At 74.4% G+C, this 18,468-nt stretch carries 13 protein-coding genes and 3 pseudogenes; 8 read left to right on the top strand and 8 right to left on the bottom strand.

The features are described 5' to 3' along the window. Positions 1 to 96: 96 nt before the first annotated feature. On the top strand, positions 97 to 1,476 hold the full coding sequence (hmgA, locus tag O7599_RS32695) for a homogentisate 1,2-dioxygenase (RefSeq protein WP_281619210.1): 1,380 nt from the start codon (positions 97 to 99) through the stop codon (positions 1,474 to 1,476). Then, positions 1,473 to 2,225: a GntR family transcriptional regulator gene (locus O7599_RS32690; RefSeq protein ID WP_281619209.1), complete on the top strand. Its 753-nt coding sequence runs from the start codon at positions 1,473 to 1,475 to the stop codon at positions 2,223 to 2,225. The genes hmgA and O7599_RS32690 overlap by 4 nt, the downstream gene beginning before the upstream one ends. Before the next feature lie 21 nt (positions 2,226 to 2,246). Here O7599_RS32690 and O7599_RS32685 read toward each other — a convergent pair whose 3' ends face one another. Next, positions 2,247 to 3,131 (bottom strand): aldo/keto reductase, encoded by an 885-nt coding sequence (locus tag O7599_RS32685; RefSeq protein ID WP_281619208.1) that lies wholly within the window; start codon positions 3,129 to 3,131, stop codon positions 2,247 to 2,249. Between the two features lie 113 nt (positions 3,132 to 3,244). On the opposite strand from O7599_RS32685, the gene O7599_RS32680 reads away from it, so the two are divergent. Beyond that, a complete protein-coding gene (locus tag O7599_RS32680; protein ID WP_281619207.1) occupies positions 3,245 to 4,693 on the top strand; it encodes a type ISP restriction/modification enzyme in 1,449 nt (482 codons plus the stop codon). Between the two features lie 31 nt (positions 4,694 to 4,724). On the opposite strand, the pseudogene O7599_RS32675 reads toward O7599_RS32680, so the two are convergent. After that, positions 4,725 to 5,252, bottom strand: a pseudogene (locus O7599_RS32675) (S8 family serine peptidase); the annotation flags it as partial. A gap of 119 nt (positions 5,253 to 5,371) precedes the next feature. Beyond that, on the bottom strand, positions 5,372 to 6,160 hold the full coding sequence (locus O7599_RS32670) for a TetR/AcrR family transcriptional regulator C-terminal domain-containing protein (RefSeq protein ID WP_281619206.1): 789 nt from the start codon (positions 6,158 to 6,160) through the stop codon (positions 5,372 to 5,374). A gap of 69 nt (positions 6,161 to 6,229) precedes the next feature. On the opposite strand from O7599_RS32670, the gene O7599_RS32665 reads away from it, so the two are divergent. After that, a complete protein-coding gene (locus tag O7599_RS32665; protein ID WP_281619205.1) occupies positions 6,230 to 7,222 on the top strand; it encodes an ATP-binding cassette domain-containing protein in 993 nt (330 codons plus the stop codon). Further along, entirely contained in the window at positions 7,219 to 8,016 is a 798-nt protein-coding gene (locus O7599_RS32660) for an ABC transporter permease (RefSeq protein WP_281619204.1), read from the top strand. Before O7599_RS32665 ends, O7599_RS32660 begins: the two co-directional genes overlap by 4 nt. A 157-nt stretch (positions 8,017 to 8,173) precedes the next feature. Here O7599_RS32660 and O7599_RS32655 read toward each other — a convergent pair whose 3' ends face one another. The 3 genes from O7599_RS32655 to O7599_RS32645 form a co-directional block, all read right to left on the bottom strand. Then, entirely contained in the window at positions 8,174 to 8,440 is a 267-nt protein-coding gene (locus tag O7599_RS32655) for a hypothetical protein (protein ID WP_281619203.1), read from the bottom strand. A 220-nt stretch (positions 8,441 to 8,660) separates the two neighbouring features. After that, a complete protein-coding gene (locus O7599_RS32650; RefSeq protein ID WP_281619202.1) occupies positions 8,661 to 10,403 on the bottom strand; it encodes a helix-turn-helix transcriptional regulator in 1,743 nt (580 codons plus the stop codon). Positions 10,404 to 10,832: 429 nt separating this feature from the next. Continuing rightward, a complete protein-coding gene (locus tag O7599_RS32645) occupies positions 10,833 to 11,210 on the bottom strand; it encodes a GntR family transcriptional regulator (RefSeq protein ID WP_281619201.1) in 378 nt (125 codons plus the stop codon). Positions 11,211 to 11,286: 76 nt separating this feature from the next. On the opposite strand from O7599_RS32645, the gene O7599_RS32640 reads away from it, so the two are divergent. Beyond that, a complete protein-coding gene (locus O7599_RS32640; RefSeq protein WP_281623616.1) occupies positions 11,287 to 12,192 on the top strand; it encodes a GNAT family N-acetyltransferase in 906 nt (301 codons plus the stop codon). Positions 12,193 to 12,210: 18 nt separating this feature from the next. On the opposite strand, the pseudogene O7599_RS32635 reads toward O7599_RS32640, so the two are convergent. After that, positions 12,211 to 12,738 (bottom strand): annotated as a pseudogene (locus O7599_RS32635) (NUDIX domain-containing protein); the annotation flags it as partial. A gap of 107 nt (positions 12,739 to 12,845) precedes the next feature. Further along, a complete protein-coding gene (locus tag O7599_RS32630) occupies positions 12,846 to 13,838 on the bottom strand; it encodes a penicillin-insensitive murein endopeptidase (protein WP_281619200.1) in 993 nt (330 codons plus the stop codon). 709 nt (positions 13,839 to 14,547) lie between these two features. On the opposite strand from O7599_RS32630, the gene O7599_RS32625 reads away from it, so the two are divergent. Next, positions 14,548 to 17,433, top strand: a complete 2,886-nt coding sequence (locus tag O7599_RS32625; RefSeq protein ID WP_281619199.1) for an AfsR/SARP family transcriptional regulator — start codon at positions 14,548 to 14,550, stop codon at positions 17,431 to 17,433. Positions 17,434 to 17,809: 376 nt separating this feature from the next. Beyond that, positions 17,810 to 18,188 (top strand): annotated as a pseudogene (locus O7599_RS32620) (molybdopterin-dependent oxidoreductase); the annotation flags it as partial. Positions 18,189 to 18,468: the final 280 nt, after the last annotated feature.

Genomic DNA, 18,468 nt, shown 5'->3' with positions numbered 1-18,468 from the left:
TGGGTCACGCGGGGCCGGGTGGCGCCGGCGGCGTACACCTGAGACCATTCCTATGGTCCTCCATAGGAATGGTGAGGGAAGGCGGGCGACACCACCATGACCAGCAGCGCAGCACAGGCACGCGCGGAACGGGCACCCGACGGGCAGGCGGGCGCCGAGCGGGCGCGCAAGACCGCCGAGGGGCTGTCGTACCTCTCCGGCTTCGGCAACCAGCACAGCACCGAGGCCGTCCCCGGCGCCCTGCCCACCGGCCGCAACTCCCCGCAGCGCGCCCCCCTCGGGCTCTACGCCGAGCAGTTGTCCGGGTCCGCGTTCACCGAGCCCCGCGCCCACAACCGGCGCTCCTGGCTCTACCGCATCCGCCCCTCCGCCGCGCACCCCCGCTTCGTCCGTGCGGACAACGGCGGTCTGCGCTCCGCCCCGTTCACCGAGGCGGTCCCCGACCCCAACCGGCTCCGCTGGGACCCGCTGCCCGAACCCCCGCCGGGCACCGACTTCGTGGCCGGCCTGTGGACCCTCGGCGGCAACGGCGACGCCGCGCAGCGCACCGGCATGGCCATCCACCTCTACGCCGCCAACGCCCCCATGACCCGCGTCTTCTCCGACGCCGACGGCGAACTCCTCGTCGTCCCCGAGCGCGGCGGCCTGCTGCTCCGCACCGAACTGGGCCTGCTGCGCGCCGAGCCGGGGCACGTCGCGCTCGTCCCGCGCGGCGTCCGCTTCCGCGTCGAGCCGCTGGACGCGGGGGTCACGGCGCGCGGCTACGTCTGCGAGAACTACGGCAGGCCCTTCGTCCTCCCCGACCTCGGCCCCATCGGCGCCAACGGCCTGGCCAACCCCCGCGACTTCCTCGCCCCGGTCGCGGCGTACGAGGAGACGACGGGCCCGGTCGAGGTCGTCAGCAAGTTCTGCGGCAACCTCTGGACGGCCACGTACGACCACTCCCCGCTGGACGTCGTCGCCTGGCACGGCAACCACGTCCCGTACGTCTACGACCTGCACCGCTTCAACGTCATCGGGAGCATCAGCTACGACCACCCCGACCCGTCCGTCTTCACCGTCCTCACCTCGCCCTCGGACACCCCGGGCCTGGCGGGCGTCGACTTCGTGGTCTTCGCGCCGCGCTGGCTCGTCGGCGAGGACACGTTCCGGCCGCCGTACTTCCACCGGAACGTGATGAGCGAGTACATGGGCCTCGTCGAGGGCGCGTACGACGCCAAGACGGCCGGACCCGGCGGCTTCGTGCCCGGCGGCGGCTCGCTGCACAACATGATGTCCGCGCACGGCCCCGACCAGGAGACCTTCGACCGGGCCTCGGCGGCGGAGCTGAAGCCCCAGAAGATCGAGGACGGGCTGGCGTTCATGTTCGAGACGCGCTGGCCGGTCACGCTCACGCCGCAGGCACGCGACGCGGACCACCTGCAGCAGGGCTACGACGACGTGTGGCGGGGGCTGCGGCAAGAATTCCGGGCATGACCGGCCTCTTCGCGCCCGACTCACTCCAGCTCAACCGCAAGCTGCCGCTGTGGTACCAGGTCTCGCAGTCCCTGCGCGCCTCCATCCTCGGCCGCTCCCCGGACGCGCCCCTGCGGCTGCCGACGGAGGAACGGCTCGCCGAGCACTACGGCGTCAGCGTGCTCACCCTCCGCCAGGCCCTCAAGGAGCTGGAGGAGGAGGGCCTGATCACGCGCCACCGCCGCCGCGGCACCTTCATCGAGGCGACCGCCCGGCGCACCGCGCCCGTCCGGCTGCTGGGCTCGGTCGACGCGATCGTCGCCCAGCAGTCCGGGGACCGTACGAAGCTCCTCGACCACGGACCGGCCCCGGTCCCCGCCGACCTCGCCGACTACTTCCCGGACCTCGCCGAGGCCGTGACGTACCGCCGCCTGCGCCACGACGGCGAGACCGGCGAACCCACCAACTGGGCCGTCAACACCGTGCACCCGGAGGCGGCGGCCCGCATCGACCCGGCGGACCTGGAGCGCTGGCCGATGACGAAGGTCCTCCGCGACCGCGCCGGAGTCCGCATCGCCCGCATCACGGACACGGTGACCGCCACGCTCGCCGACCCCGAGACGGTCGAGCTGCTGGGAGTCCCGCTGCTGAGCCCGATCCTGCACTACACGGGCGTCTCGTACGACGACGGCGGCAGGGTGGTGGACGTGGCCCGGATCCGCTACCGGGGCGACCGGTTCTCGTTCAGCATGACGCTGGAGGCGCCGTAGCGGGCGCTCCCCGGGCCGCGTTCAGCCGAGCAGCCCCGCCTCCTCGTCGGTGAGGCGGGCCGCGCCCGCGGCGACGTTCTCCGTGACGTGGTCGGGGTTGCCCGTGCCGGGGATGGCGAGGACGTGCGGGCCCTGGTGGAGGGTCCAGGCCAGGCGGATCTGCGCGGGGGTCAGGCCGTGGGCGCGGGCGGCGGCGCGGACCTCCTCGGTGTCCGTACCAGAGGGGCCCGCCTCGCGGCCCTCGCCGGCGATGGCGAAGAACGGCACGTAGGCGACGCCCTGTTCGTCGCAGGTACGCAGCAGGGCCCGCTCCTCGTCGTCCGCGCCGACGCCGAAGGCGTTCTGGACGCAGACGACCGGGGCGATCGTCCGGGCCTCGGCGAGCTGGTCCGCGCTGACGTTGGAGACGCCGAGGTGGCGGACGAGGCCGGCCGTGCGGCACTCGGCGAGGGCGCCGAAGTGGTCGGCCAGCGAGCCGTTCGCGCGGCGGCGGCTGGGCGGGAGGCGGAGGTTGACGACGTCGAGGTGGTCGCGGCCGAGCTGGCGCAGGTTCTCCTCGACCTGGCCGCGGATCTGCTCGGGCTCGGCCCACGCCCACGCGCCCGACGGGTCGCGGCCGGCCCAGACCTTGGTGGCGATGACGAGGTCGTCGGGGTACGGCGCGAGGGCGGAGTTGATCAGTTCGTTGGCGGAGCGGTACGGGGAGAAGTAGAAGGCGGCGGTGTCGATGTGGTTGACGCCGAGTTCGACGGCGCGCCGGAGCACGGCGTGGGCGCGCGCCCGGCCGCCGGCCGCCGGCTCCGCCGCGGCCGGCAGGCGCATGGCGCCGAAGCCGAGGCGGTGGACGGTGAGGTCGCCGAGCCGCCAGGTGCCGGCGGCGTCCGCGGTGATCGTTCCGGGAGTCATCGACGGATCATGACACGGGTGAACCGCTCGCGGTGACGAGGGGGATGTCGCAGCGGGATCGTAGGATGCGAAGCGCCCTGCGGGCGGCTCGGGAGTCGAGGGGAGGACGGTCCATGGGGAGTTCGGCGGACAGCGGCCCGGCCGTGGCGGAGGCCGCCGCTCCCGCGCCGGAGGACCCCGCGGCGGCGGTGCAGCGGGCGGAGGACGCGCCGGTCGAGGACGCGCCGGCGACAGCCGTGCCGGCCCAGCGCGTACGCGCCGGAAGTCCCGCCGGCGCCGGTCCGGACGGCGAGGGCCCGCATGCCGCGGGCGCGGACGCCGAGGGCGCGGACGCCGCGATCCTCTCCGCCCCGCTGCTCGCCGACCTGATGCCCTGGTCCGTCGCCCCGCTGCGGCTCGGGCGGGGGTGGGTCATGGCGCCCGGCGCCGCGACGCTGCGGGCGCGGTGGGATGCGCTCGTACGGGCCGAAGGAGCCGACCGGGACGCGCTCTTCCGGGCGACCCGGGCGCGGACGGCGCGCAGCGCCGTGGCGCAGTTGCCCGGGCGGGCGGCCGGGACCGGGCGGCTGGCCCGCGAGGCGGGGCCGTGTCCCGAGCCGGTGCGGGTGCTGCACGGGGCGTACGACCCGCAGTGGCTGATCCCCGACAACCGGCTCATCGACGCCGCCCGGCCGGAGCTGTGGCGGGTCGCGGACGACCGCCAGTTGTTCGCCGTCGAGGCGGGCTACGCGGCGCAGGGGCCTGCCGGGTCCGGCGGGCTCGCCGTGGTCGCCTCCGCGCTGCTGCCGGACGGGCGGTCGCCCGCCGGGCGGCCGGGGCGGATCCGGCCGCTGTACCGGCGGCCCCGGGGACGGGAGCCCAACCTCGCCCCGCGGCTGCTGCGCCTGCTGGGCAGGCGGCTGGGCGGCAAGGTCGCGCCGGAGGACGTGTTCGCCTGGGTGCTGGCCGCCGGGCGGGCCACCCCGCGCGGGTGCGCGGTGCCGCTGACCGCGGACGCCGCCGTGTGGGAGGCGGGCGTGGCGCGCGGCCGGCGGCTGCTGGAGGTGCAGCTCCGCGGCGCCCGCGGCGGCGGGAAGCCCCGGCTGCCGGGCGGCCGGCGGCCGTACGTGCGGGCGGCGATCCCGGCCCGGCCGGCGGAGGTGTCGTACGACCCGGAGGAGGAGGCGCTGCTCCTCGGCGCGGGACGCATCTCGCCGGTGCCGCGGGCGGCCTGGGAGTTCACGGAGGGCGGCGTGCCCGTGCTGGAGCAGTGGATCGCCGCGCGGCTGGAGCCGGCGGAGCCGGGGACGCTGGCGGCGATACGGCCCGCGGCGTGGCCGCAGGAGTGGACGTCGGAGCTGCTGGAGCTGATCACGGTGCTGGCGCTGCTCGCGGAGGCGGCGGAGCCGGGCGCGGACGAGGCACGGGGCCCGGAGGGAGCCTCCGGCGCGTCCGGAGCGGAGATCACGGCGGCCGAGCTGCACGAGGCGGGCGTCCTGCCGGTCCCCGCGTCGGCGCGCCGCCCGGCGTCGGTGCTGGACCATCACGAGGAGGGCCCGGAGGGGCAGTTCGCGCTGATCTGAACCGCGGGGCCGGGCGACCGGCGGCGGACCGCTAGCGGCGGACCGCGTCGAGGGCGTCGACGACGCCCGCGCCGTGGAAGCCGTTGAGCCGGTCGTCGCCCGTGCACACGGCGTTCTCGACTCCGTCGCCGTCCGGGTCGTAGAAGTCGGGGCAGCCGGGGTTGTCGGCCTGGGCGAAGAGCAGGGCGCGCAGCTTCGCGGGGGAGGCGTGCGGGTGCTCGCTCTTGAGGAGGGCCGCGACGCCGGAGACCTGGGCGGCGGCCGCGGAGGTGCCGGGGCCCGAGGCGTACGCGCCGTCGATCCAGGTGGACAGGACGTAGGGGTCCTTCGAGGGGGTGTCGGGGATCTGGTAGTCGTCGCCGCCCGGGGCGGCGACGTCGATGACGCCGAGGCCGTGGTCCGAGTGGTCGGACTTGAGGTTCTCGGAGCCGACCGACGCGGCGCTGACGACGCCGGGCAGCATGTGCGGCACCACGGGGCACTCGGCGGGGTCGACGGTGCGCTCGGCCGGGGTGGAGTCGGTGGGGCTCTCGACGTCGGTGAACGTCGGGTCGGCGAGGGTCAGCGGCAGGGCGAGCAGGCGCCGGGCGAGATACATGTCAGAGGAACGTAATTGCCGGGCCGGACGCGTTTCAAGTGTGCTTCGCGCCCAACTCCCGTGGCCGGCGGCGGTATCCGTCAGCCCACCCCGTCGCCCGGCGTCCCGGCGCCCGGCGCGGCACCGCCCGGCGGCTCGAAGCCGTCCAGCGCCCGCCCCAGCATCCGCCGGAACGCCTCGTCGTGGTCCCCGGGTTCGGCCGCCTGCGCCAGTACGGCGGCCAGGTGCGGGTACTCCCCCGTCGCCAACTGCCCCGCCAGATAGGCCCCCCGGACCGCCTGTTCCTCCGCCTCGCTCCACGGCAGCGCCCGGGCCCGCTCGGCCAGCGCGATCTCGAACGTCACGTAGCTGGTCACCGACGCCGTGACCATCGCGACCAGCTCCATCTTCGTGCCCGGCGCCGCGTCCAGGCCCTCCAGGGCCGCGAGGAAGCGGTCGAGGTAGCGCAGCGCGTGCGGCGTGAACCCGTACGCCGTGGTCGCGGTGAGCCGCGGCAGCCAGGGGTGCCGGCGCATCAGCTCCCGCGACTGCTCCGCCAGCGCCAGCACGTCGGCGCGCCAGTCCCCGGTCAGCGGTGCCGACAGGTCGTACTCGGCGCTGACCGCGTCGACCATCAGCTCGTGCAGGTCCTCCTTGCGCGGCACGTAGTTGTAGAGCGACATGGTGCCGCTGCCGATCTCGGCGGCGACCCGGCGCATCGAGACGGCGTCGAGGCCGTCCGCGTCGGCGATCCGGACCGCGGCGGCGGCGATCGCGGCGCGGCTGTGCGCGGGGCGCGGGCCGCGGCCGGCGCGCTCGGGGCGGGTCCAGATCACCTCGGGGGTGGCGCCGTGCGCCGCCCCGTCCGCGGCTCGTCCGCTCGCTGCCATCGCTGCCTTCCCACGGGCCGTCGGCCACTGGTTTACGTACAGCGTACTGAGTCGGTTATGCTCGGCGGCATGACAACTACGTACGCTGTACTTAGTGAGGCCCTGGAGAAGCGCTACGGCGACGTCCACGCCCTCCGCGGCCTCGACCTCGCCATCCCCGAGGGCACCGTCTGCGGCCTCCTCGGCCCCAACGGCGCCGGCAAGACCACCGCCGTGCGCGTGCTGACCACGCTCGTCCCGCCGGACGGCGGCGGCGCGCGGGTCGCCGGGCACGACGTGGTAGCCGAGCCGGCCGCCGTGCGCCGGGCCATAGGCGTCACCGGGCAGGCCACGTCGGTGGACGACGACCTGTCGGGGCGCGAGAACCTGCACCTCTTCGCCCGGCTGCTGCGGCTGCGCGGGCCCGCCGGCCGGGAGCGGGCGGACGAGCTGCTGGAGCGGTTCGGCCTCGCGGACGCGGCCGACCGGGCGGTCCGGACGTACTCGGGCGGCATGCGCCGGCGGCTCGACCTGGCCGCGAGCCTTCTGGCCCGGCCGCGGGTGCTCTTCCTGGACGAGCCGACCACCGGGCTCGACCCGGCCAGCCGCGAGCAGATCTGGGCGGCGGTGCGCGAGTTGGCGGCGGCGGGCACGACGGTGCTGCTGACGACGCAGTACCTGGAAGAGGCCGACCGGCTGGCGGATTCCGTGGTGGTCGTCGACCACGGCCGGGCGGCGGTCACCGGCACGCCCGACGAGCTGAAGCGGCGCGTGGGCGCGTACGCGGAGGTCGTCGTGGCCGAGGAGGCCGCGCTGGCGGCGGCTGCCGTGGTGCTCGGGCCGCTGACCGGGGGCGAACCGCGGCTGGACGCGGAGCGGCGCGCGGTGGGGGCGGCGGCGTACGACCCGGGGCTGACGCTGCCGCGCGTGGTGCGGGAGCTGGACGCGGCGGGGGTGCCGCTGGTCGACGCGACTCTGCGCCGGCCGACGCTGGACGAGGTGTTCCTCCGGCTCACGGGGGCGGACGGCGACGCGGGCCGCGCGGCGGACGGTGCCGGGACCGCGAAGGAGGCGGCGGCATGAGCGACCTCGCGTACGACGGCATGGCCATGGTCGGCCGCCAGTTGCGGCGCGCCCGGCGCAACCCCGCGCTGCTCGTCATCACCCAGGTGATGCCGCTGACGCTGCTGCTCTTCTTCGGCTACGTCTTCGGCAACTCCGTCTCACTCCCCGGCGGCGCCGACTACCGCTCGTACATCGTCCCGGGCCTCTTCGCCACCACGGCGGCCGGCGGCCTGGTCACCGGCATGCTGCAGGCCGCCGGCGACACCGGCCGCGGAGTCACCGAGCGCTTCCGGGCGCTGCCGATCAGCCGGGCGGCGGTGCCGCTGGGGCACGCGGTCGCGGACGTGCTGCTGTTCGCCGCCGGGCTGGCGCCGCTGGTCGCGGTGGGCTACGCCGTGGGCTGGCGGAACGACGGCGGTGCGGCGGCGACGGCGGGGGCGCTGGGGCTGCTGCTCCTGCTGCGGTTCACGTCGGCGTGGATCGGGAGCCACCTCGGCATGGTGGTCGGCAACGAGGAGGCGGCGGGGCAGTTGGCGAGCACCACGTTCATGCTGCAGTTGCTCTCCAACGCGTACGTGCCGACCCACGGCATGCCGGGGTGGCTGCGGGCGGTGGTGGAGTGGAACCCGCTCAGCGCGTACGTCACCGCCGTACGGGACCTGACGGGCAGCGCGCCGCCGGGTCTTGACGACGCGGCGGGCGCGGCGTGGCCGATGACGCATCCGGTGGCGGCGGCGCTGGCCTGGTCTGCGGTGCTGCTGGCGGTGTTCGTACCGCTCGCGGTGCGGCGCAGCGCGCGGGGACGTGGCTGAGCAGCGAGAAACGAGAAACGAAGAACGGGGGAACGGCGACGGGGAGCGCGCGTTTCGTGGCGCTCCCCGGGTGCGGGGGTGCTGCCGTACGCGGGCAGCGATCAGGGCGGGCGCGGCATGCCGGGTCGCCGCGGCCCGCCCCGATACGAGTCGTCTGTCAGCTCTTGCGGTTGCCGAAGAGGGTGCGCCGCAGCTTCCGCAGCGGGGCGAAGAGGGAGACGCGCGCCATGCGGCCCGGCTTCGCGGCCCTGTCCTCGCGTGCGGTCAGCTCACGCATCAGCATGGTGGCGCTGTCCGTGTCCCCCTGGGGGGCGGCGGGTCCGCCGAGCACGGCGAGATGCCGGTCGACGCGTGCCCGCGACGCGCTGCTCCCGCAGTTGACTGCAGGAACTCGCGCCTTGCCGCGCATTGCTATCTGATCCATGACACTCCCCACCCTGACGAGGGCTCCCGGCCCGGGCAGGCTAACCCTATCGTCTGCCTGCGTCACATGCGCATCCCCCACAGCGGAATCATCCCCAATTCCCGGCCCAGAACGCGGTCTTGACCAGGAGAACCGTTTCATCTGGCTGGAATACGCCCCTCGCCGGTGGCTCGTCTTCCGCTTTCTCCGGTTCCTGCGGTTCCTCCGGCCGGCGCCGTGCCTACGGCGCCGGGGGCGCGGACGACGCGGGGTCCTGCGCGTCGGGGTCGTCGGCCAGCGGCCACGAGCGCCAGAAGCCGTTGGCGTAGTCGTAGCCGTACAGCGGGCGGTCCTGGATCGCGCTGGTACGGAACGGGGCACCCCGGTCGTCGATGCGTATGACGCCGGAGTCGTCCCCGGTGCTCCACTCGACCTCCAGGTACCAGCGGACGTCGTGGTCCTCGGTGTTGGCGTACACCAGGAGGGACAGCGGATCGTCGGGGGTGACGCGGTACGGAAGCGCGGGGGGATCCCAGGTCTGCGTGGAGTCGCCGCCCTGCATGGGCTTGAGAACGGGGCGGGGCGTGTCCAGGTCCACGGTGTACGCCGCCTTGGTGACCTCGCCGCCGCAGCCGTCGGACATCGCGAACGCGGTCCACGGCAGCGGCGCGCCGGTCGTGGACTTGCGCACGTGGACGGCGGTGACGGTCACCGGCTCGGCGCCGCGGGGCTCGATGGCGGTCTCGATGTTCGTCGTCCCGCCGTGGACGGCGCCCTGGCTGGCGGCCCACGCCTCGGCGTCCTGCGCCACGGGCGGGGGCGGCACGTCGTCGGGGGACTTGTCGAGGACGTAGCGGTGGTCGCAGCCGTTCTCCCAGACGTGCGATCGGACGGACCACGCGAGAGGGGTCTGCACGCTGCCCTCGTCCCGGCCCGTGGGCGGCGCCGCGCCGCCCTTGCGGGGGCTCGCGCCGTCCTCCGGGTGGTCCTCCCCCGCGCCGCCGCCGGCGGGCGAGGGCTTGCGCCGTCCGGACGGATCGGCGGCCCGGTCCTTCTCCGCCGTCTCGCCTCCCTTCGCGCCTCCGCCGCCCCGGCTCCCGTCGGCCACGACCCCGCTCTCGCGCCCGTCGCCACCGCCGGCCCGGCCCTCGCCGGTGGACCCGCTGGAGATGGCGACGAAGGCGACCAGCGCCACCGCCACCACCCCGGCGACCGGCAGGCCCACCCACCGGCCGCGGAGTCCGGCGGCCCGGAAGCCGCCCGCCGCGGCACCGCGCAGGGACAGGGAGAGGCGCGACCACCGGTGGCCGCGGGCCGCTCTGGGGACGGCGGCGCCGGAGGACGGGGTGTCACCGGAACCGGAGTCGCCCGCACCGCCGGCGGCCGGGGCATCGTCCGGGGCCGACTTGTCGACAGAGCCGCCGGTGCCATCAGATGCCGACGCCCCACCGCCGCGGCCCTCGCGCGCGGCGGCACCGCGGGGTACGGAGTCCGCGGCGCCCGGTACTGCCGCCGCGGGCGACCGCGTGTCGGTGCTCACGTCGGCGGTCGGCTCGCCGTCCGCACCCGCGGCCGGGTCGTGCCCCCGGGGTCCGTCCGGCACGGCAGGGCGCCGACCGGACGCTCCCGCACGGCCCGCGCCCGCCGCGGGTGTTCCCCGCTTCGGGGACCGCGCGTCCCGGCCCCGGCCGCCGCCCCGCGGCTCCTCGCCCGCCGCCCACGACGGAGCCGCCCCGCGGCGGATGCCGTGCGCGCGGTGCCAGCGGCGGTGGAGCTCCACCAGCTCGTCCGGCGTCGCGCCGCACAGGCGCGCGAAGCGTTCCGCCGGTGCGTAGCTCGACGGCACGGCGTCGCCGTTGCAGTAGCGGTGAAGGGTCGAAGTGCTCACGTGCAGGCGGGCCGCCAGCGAGCCATAGCTGCGCCCCGAGCGCTGCTTCAACTCGCGCAGCAGCGCCGCGAATTTCTCCGTCGCCGCGTCCCTCACGTCCTGCCCCCGTTCCGACGCGTTCCACCCTAGTCCCGTTCGCGCTGGTCGGTGGTCGGATTCCCGTTCCAGCTTCCCGTTTCGACGCCATTCGCTTGCGGTCGGTTCGTTCCGGTCCGCAGGCTTGTCACCAGCACCAAGCCAAGCGCTCCAGCACCCAAGCGGCGCGGCGCCGGGCGGAATACGGGGGTATCCGCTCGGCGCCGCGCGACGGCCTCCCGGGCCGGGCCGGTTCGCGGGCGGCTCCGGGTGCGGTCTGCGCAGTCGTCGGCTCGGCCCTTGGTGGGCCTCGTCGGCCGGGCCGCTGCGCGCCGACCGCCCGCCCGGCACCGCACAGCCGCGGGCGACGACGGCCCGGCCCGGGGTGAAGGAGGCCCCAGGTTCGGCGCGTACCCCCGAGGGCCCGGGCCGGGTCCGCCCGGTGGGGCCCTACGCGTCGGCGTATGCGGCGCGCAGCGCCTCTTCCACCGCGGTCAGCGCGGTTCCGTGGTCGAGTCCGAGGCGCTGCGCCCGCTGCGCGTACACCTGTGCCGCCGCGGCCGCCTCCCGGTGTGCGGCGTCGCCCGCGGCGGCCACGTAGCTGCCGTGCCGACCGCGGGTCTCGATCACCCCGTCGCTCTCCAGTGCGCGGTACGCCTTGGCGACGGTGTTCGGTGCGAGGCCCAACTGCTCGGCGAGGCCCCGCACGGTGGGCAGCTTGGTGCCGGCGGGCAGCACGCCGCCGCGCGCCTGGGCGGAGATCTGGGCGCGCACCTGCTCGTACGGGGCCTCGGGCGCCTGCTGATCGACGAAAATCTGGATGGTCACGGACTCATTGTGGGCCGCGGGGGGAAATTCGCACGACAGCGGCACCCCCGTCGCCGTACCGTGCGGCGCCATGAGTGTGCGCGTACGGGACTTCCGGCCCGAGGACGCCGACGCCGTCGCCGAGGTGCAGCGCGCGGCCGTGCCGTTCGCCGTCACCACCGCCGAGTCGGTGCGCTGGAACGTGGCCTCCGCGCCGCCGGAGAAGCGGCTGCGGCCGCTGGTCGCCGAGGTCGACGGGCAGATCGTCGGCGAGTGCACGGCGCACCTCATCTTCGACAGCAGCACGCCGGGGCAGGGCGCCGCCCAGCCGCACGTGCACCCCGGGCACACCGGCCGCGGCGTCGGCACCGCGCTCCTCGCGGCGGCCGAGGCCCACCTCGCCGCGCAGGGCGCGACGACCGTCTACACCTGGGTGTACGACCCGGAGCGCGACTTCCGCTTCGCCGAGCGGCGCGGCTATCACCGGGGCCGCACCGGCCGGGTCCTCCACCTCGACCTGCGCGCTGCGCTCCCGCCGCGGCCGGAACCGGCGGCCGGCGTGGAGCTGCGCGCGTTCGCGGACTTCGACGATCCCCGGCCTCTGTACGAGGCCGACGCGGAAGCGGCCCTGGACGAACCGAGCGACACCCCGGTCGACGCCATGGCGTACGAGCACTGGCTCGACCACACCTGGCGCGAGCCGCTGCTCGACCACGACCTGACGATCGCCGCCGTGGTGGACGGTGAGGTGGCGGCGTTCTCCCTGGCCGAGACCGACGGGCGGGGGCGCTACCTGTCCGGGATGACCGGCAGCCGCCGGGCGTTCCGCGGCCGGGGGCTGGCGAAGCTCGCGAAGCACGAGTCGCTGCGGCGGGCACGGGCGGCCGGGTACACCGACGCCTTCACGGGCAACGACGGTGACAACGAGCCGATGCTCGCCATCAACCGCTGGTTCGGCTACGAGCTGTTCCTCATCGAGACGCGCTGCATCAAGGACCTCTGAGGCCCCGGCCCACCGGGGTCACGGCGGGCCCTCCGCCTGCGGCAGCGCCACCGCCCGGTCCGGCACCTCCGGGTCGTACGCGACGGGGTCGTCCGCCTCGTGCCAGTGCAGCACGAACCGCTCCCCCGCGCGGTACGCCTCGATGCCCGCCCGGCAGTACGCCACCATGTCGTCCGGCAGCGCGGCCAGGGGATACCAGCCGATGCCCGCGCACTTGTCCGGCTCCGCGTTGACCGGCCGGGCGCCGGGCGGCAGCTCCGCGGCGAAGAACCATCCCGTACGGGACCGGCCCGCCGGCGACTTGTGCTGCATGACGAGCGCCGCGGCGACCCGCTCCGGGTCGAGCACGAGCCCGATCTCCTCGGCGGTCTCGCGCAGCACCGCCGCCCGCACGTCCTCGCCGTCCTCCAGGTGGCCGCTGGGCAGGTTCAGCAGCCCGTCCGCGTAGCCCGTGCCGCTGCGGCGGGCGAGCAGCACCTCCGGCGCGGGGGTGCGCCGGAGGAGCAGGAGGTGCACGTCCACGATCTCCCGGTGGCGGTGCGGCCGTTCGCGCCCGGAGGACCGGTCCTGCGGTGCGGTGTCCGCCGCTTCTGCGCTCATGCGCCGATCATCGCAGCCGCGACTGACACGTGACCGACCGCGCCCGCGCCCGCTCAGCAGTCGTACAGCGCGTTCCCGTGGACCTTCTCGCAGTAGCGCACGTGCAGGTGGTTGTCGTGGTTGGCGTACTGCGTGACGAGGCCCTCGGAGATCAACTGCGGGTCGTTGAAGAAGATCAGCTTGATGTGCCCGGGGGCCGAGGCGCGGATCGCTTTGACCAGTTCGCGGGTCGCCGCCCGGTCGTACGCGGCGGACTGCCAGGTGATCCGCCCCGCGGTGCACTGCGCCGAGTCCGTGCGCGCCGGCCAGACGTCGACGTCGAGGCCCAGCTCGTGGCTGGCGTGGCCCGGGATGTCGCCGCCGTGCTCGAACCCGATGTCGCCGACCGGCAGCTTGCCGTTGCCGGTGCCGGCGAAGGAGGCGGCGGCGGCCTCCAGTTGGGCGACGGCCGCGGACGTGCCCCAGTGGGCGTTCGCGTTGCCGTCCGGGCTCTGGCCGCACATCGTGCTGCCGAAGCTGGTGTTCTCGTAGTGCCAGAGCAGGTTCTTCCAGGTGACGGGGCCGACGATGCCGTCCACGCCGATCCCGGCGTGACCCTGGAAGGTCCGTACGGCCGAGGTCGTGGCGGCGTCGAAGGTGCCGCTGACCGGGAGCCCGGCGCCGCGCTTGGCGTTGAGCGCGGCCTGCAGGGCCCTGACGGCACCGCCGGTGTCGCCCTGCCGGATCGTCGGGGTCAGCGCGCCCCAGGTCTGCGGGCCGACGATGCCGTCGACGCCGAGGCCCTTGGCGGTCTGGAACTGACGCACCGCGATGTTCGTGGCGGGGCCGAAGATCCCGTCCGCCGACACCGCGATGCCCTGTCCGGTCAGCAGGTGCTGCAGCGCGAGCACGTCGGTGCCCCTGTTCCCGGTGCTCTGGGTCGGGAAGGCGGCCTGCGGGTAGGCGTTCGCCGGTGCGCCCAGGCCCAGGATCAGGGCGGCCACGGCGGCGATCAGCGCGGCCGTACGGAACAGCGGTCTGTTCGTGCGTGTGGTCGTCTTCCTCATCGCGTTCTCCTCCGCGGGATCGCCGCTCACGTGCCCGCCAGCAACGCGCCCCAGGTCGCCGGGCCGATGACGCCGTCCGCCGTGAGGCTCCTGCGACACGTGTCTACGCGATGGCGGGAGCGCGGCGGTTGCGCGACGGTTGCGCGGCCACTGCCTGCCACGACACGGGCGACCTCGACGCGCACCGCCCAGTACGAGGAGACGGCCCGGGACGACCCCCGGTCATCGCGGTTGAGAGCTGACCGCTACTCCTCACGCTGATCATTACCACCCGACGGCTGGGGACAGTCGACTGCGAGATATTTTCGCTCCCCTGAACAGGGAGTGGCGAGATTCAAGACCCCTTGACACCCCGGACGACGCGCTTGCCGCGGCCCGGTGGTACGTGACGGCCGAGAAGGGAATCATGATCACCACACGACGCAAGCATCCGAGGTGCCCGCACCGGGGCCTCACAGCCCGGAGTGCATCGGCCGCAGTAGACCGCCCAGACGGCGGCACCCACTCCGCGTGCTCGCACCGGTAGCCTGCGTGGCGCTGATGCCGGTCCGTTCCACGTTCGCGGTCGGCAGGGGCATGACGGTCAGTACGGCGATCGCGCTGAAGGGCGTCTGGGCGAATCATGAACGCAGCCTTTGAAGGACCTGTTGAGGGATCTTTGCGGTTTTCGGTGTTGGGGCCGGTGCGTGCGTGGTGCGGTGAGCGTGAGGTGGCGCTGGGTTCGCCGCAGCAGCGTGTGGTGCTGGCGGCGTTGTTGCTGCGGCGCGGGCGGCCTGTCACCGTCGCCGAACTCATCGACGCCGTGTGGGGTGATGAGCTGCCGCCCGCGGCGGTGTCGGTGCTGCGCACCTATGCGTCGCGTCTGCGCAAGGTGCTCGAACCCGGGCACGCCGTCGGCGCGTCCCCGCAGGTGATCGTCTCGACCGCGGACGGATACCTTGCCCGCGTACCCCAACACGCCCTGGACCTCGGCGTGTTCGAGCAGCGGGTCGCCGAGGCGAAGCGGCTGCGCGATACCGGCCGGGCGCCGGCCGCGGCGGATATGCTGCGCGCCGCGCTGGACGGGTGGCAGGGTGTGCCGCTGGCCGGCCTGCCCGGGCCGCTGGCGGAGGCCGAGCGTTCCCGGCTGGCGGAGCTGCGGCTCACCGCGCTGGAGGCCCGGCTGGAGGTCGATGTCCGGCTCGGACGGCACGGCGAGGTGATCGCCGAGTTGGGCGTGCTGACCGGTGAGTACCCGCTGCGCGAACGGCTGTGCCATCTGTTGATGCTGGCGCTGTACCGGTCCGGACGGCAGGCCGAGGCACTGGCGGCGTATCGCAGCACACGCCGCATCCTGGCCACGGAACTGGGCATCGACCCCGGCGCGTCACTGCAGGAGCTGCACCACCGCATCCTCACCGCCGACACCTCCCTCCACCCTCCCCCCGTACGGCAAGAGGCCGTGCAGGAGGTGCTCCCGGCCGCCAGGCAGGCGGCCGGGCCCGAGCAGCTCCCCCCGGACCTCACTGCTCCCGATGGGGCCGACGCGGGGGCGGACCCGGTCGTCGAGCAGTCGGCTCGCCCGGCGCAACTGCCCGCCGACCTCGCTGCGTTCACCGGTCGGCACATCGAACTGGCGCAGGTCGAGGCGTTGTTGCCGGATGGCGGGGTGGTGCCGCCGGCGGTGGTGATCAGCGCGATCGGAGGCATGGGGGGTATCGGGAAGACCGCTTTGGCCGTGCACTGGGCGCACCGGGTCGCCCACCGCTATCCGGACGGGCAGCTGTACATCAACCTGCGCGGCTTCGACCCGGTCGGCTCTCCGGTTTCGTCGGCTGAGGCGATTCGGATCTTCCTGGATGCGCTGGGTGTTCCCGCGCAGCGCATCCCCGCTGACGTGGAGGCTCAGGCAGCGCTGTACCGCACCTTGCTGGCCGGCCGGCGGGTGCTCGTGGTGCTGGACAATGCCCGGGACAGTGAACAGGTGCGGCCGTTGCTGCCGGGTGCGCCGGGTTGTCTGGTGATCGTGACCAGCCGCAGCCGGCTCACCGGTCTGGTCGTCAACAACGGGGCGCAGCCGCTGACGCTGAGCCCGCTGACACCGGCTGAGGCACACGACTTTCTGGTGCGCCGCCTCGGAGCCGCGCGGCTGGCGACGGAACCGCGGGCGGCGGAGGAGATACTTGAGCGGTGCGCCCGGCTGCCGCTGGCGCTGGCGATCGTCGCGGCGCGGGCGGCCACGCGCCCCGAGTTCCCGCTGGGTGCCATCGCCGAGGAGTTGCGCGAGGGGCGGAACAGCCTCGACGCCTTTGCCGGGGGCGATCTCGGCGCGGATGTACGGGCGGTCTTCGCCACTTCGTACGAGGCGCTGTCGGTGCCCGCCGCCCGGCTGTTCCGGCTGCTGGGCCTGCATTCGGGGCCCGATCTCTCCGCGCCCGCGGCGGCTGCGCTGGCCGGGGTGGCACTGCGCGAAGCCCGCGAACTGCTGACCGAGCTCACACGCGCCCACCTGCTCACCGAGCACGTACCGGGGCGCTACACCCTGCACGACCTGCTGCGTGTCCACGCCGGCGAGCGGGTGCAGGCGCAGGAAACACGGGCGGAGCGGGAACGGGCGTCTGAGCGGCTGCTGTGCTGGTATCTGCACACCGCGGACGCCGCCTACCCGCATCTGACCCCGCATCGGCAGCGGATCCCGCTGATGTTTCCGCCAGCCGGCTGTCGTCCGCTGACGTTCACCGCGCACGGCCGGGCGCTGGAGTGGTGCGAGACCGAGCGCCCCAACCTGGTCGCCGCGGTGCACCAGGCCGTAGCAGCCGGCCGACCGGGTATCGCGTGGCGGCTGGCCGCGGCACTGTGGGGGTTCTGCCTCCTCCGCAGCCACCTGCACGACTGGCTCGACATCGCCACCACCTCGCTCGACGCCGTCCGCGACGGCGACGACCGGGTGGGTCAGGCATGGAGTCACGGCGACGTGGCCGCCGCGCTGACTGCGATGCACAGATTCGACGAAGCCGTCACCCACCTCCGCCGGTCGATGACCCTCTGGCAAGAACTCGGGGACACCCAGGGCGAAACCCGGACCATGTCCCACCTGGGCCACACCTACCTCCAGGCGGGCCGGCCCGACGAGGCCGTCGAATACTGCCGCCGGGGCCTGGCACTCCACCGCGCCAGCGGCAACCCCTGGGGCCAGGGCGTCGCCCTGGGCAACCTCGGCGACGCCTGCCAGCGACTCGGCCGCTACGACGAGGCCACCGGCCACCTCCAGGAGGCACTGACCATCCTCCGCGCCACCGGCAACCGCTGGGTCGAAGGCGCCACACTCGACGTCCTCGGCACCATCCACCACCGCCTCCACCGCCACCACGAGGCTATCGACCACTACCACCAGGCTCTTCAGGTGCACCGCGACATCGGCAACGTCTCGGCCGAGGGTGACACCCTCGGCCACCTCGGCGATGTCCTCCTCGACGTCGGCGATCCCGAAGCCGCCCACACCACCTGGCGACAAGCGCTCGCCGTCTACGAAGCGATCGACCACCCCGACACCGATCAGATCCGGGGGAAACTCCACCGCCTCGGTCAATGCACGGAGGGGGTGGCAGTCACATGAGTACGCGCACGCTTGCCGAGGCGGAACTGCCGCTCGCGCGATGGATGCTTTCGCTTGTTTGTGGTGATCTCGGGGGCATCGATTCCGAGCATCCATGTGGTGCCGGGCGGTTCAACCGCCCGGAGTCCGCGGGGAGACTGCGGGCAGCGCCGGACAGGGCTGATTCAAAGTCTGCGTGGTCACGAGTTGGTGCTGGTCAGGGCAGGCCGATGAGGTCAAGCGGTCGGGTGTGGGGTTGGTGGGAGAGGTATCGGAGCCCGGCGGCGATGCCGTGGTGGCCGGTGGCCTCGGGGGTGCTGATCGCGAAGTTGCGCAGGGTGGCCATGTCGGCCGGGCCGTGGCCGGTGCGGATCTTCGAGGCGTCCTCGGCGAAGGTGGCCCCACCGGCTACGAGCTGACGCTCGATCAGCTACGCGCCCTGCCGCAGCACTCCGCGACGCTGCCGATCGCCTGCGTCGAGGGCTGGTCGAAGTCGGCCCACTGGGAGGGCGTGCGGATCAAGGACCTGCTGGAGCGGGCCGGGCTCCCCGGCGGGGCGCGGCTGCGCGTCGTATCACTGCAGACCCGCGGCGGATACGGCGTCTCGGAGAGGGACCGCACGTACACACGCGACGATCTGACGCTGCTGGCGCTGCTGGCGCTGCGGCGATGTCCTGGCGCCGGATCACGGCTGTCCGGCCCGCGTCATCGCCCCCAACCGCCCCGGTGTCCTGCAGACCAAGTGGGTCACCCGACTGGAAGTGATCTCCGAATGAGACTGAGTGTCATGGCCGCGGTGCGCCTGCTGCTGGCACCGGCGGTGTTCACACGGCGGCGACGGCGGGCCGACACGTGTGGCGGCGCCGGCAGAGCCGCTGACGACACCGCGGACGGACCGCCGGCCCGAGCCGGTACGGGGCCGGTTGGCCGCGGCGCCGGTTCCGCTCCGCTGCCGGCCGTGGGAACGGCAACGGCGCGGGACGGGCTCCCCGGCCCCAGAGCGGGAGGGGACGGGGCAGGGGGACGCTTCCCGCGCCGTTCCCACTCGACGGCGGA

This window comes from Streptomyces sp. WMMC500 (assembly GCF_027497195.1).
Classification (GTDB): domain Bacteria; phylum Actinomycetota; class Actinomycetes; order Streptomycetales; family Streptomycetaceae; genus Streptomyces.
The sequence above is the reverse complement of the archived record's forward strand: the minus strand, read 5'-3'. Positions and strand labels throughout refer to the sequence as shown.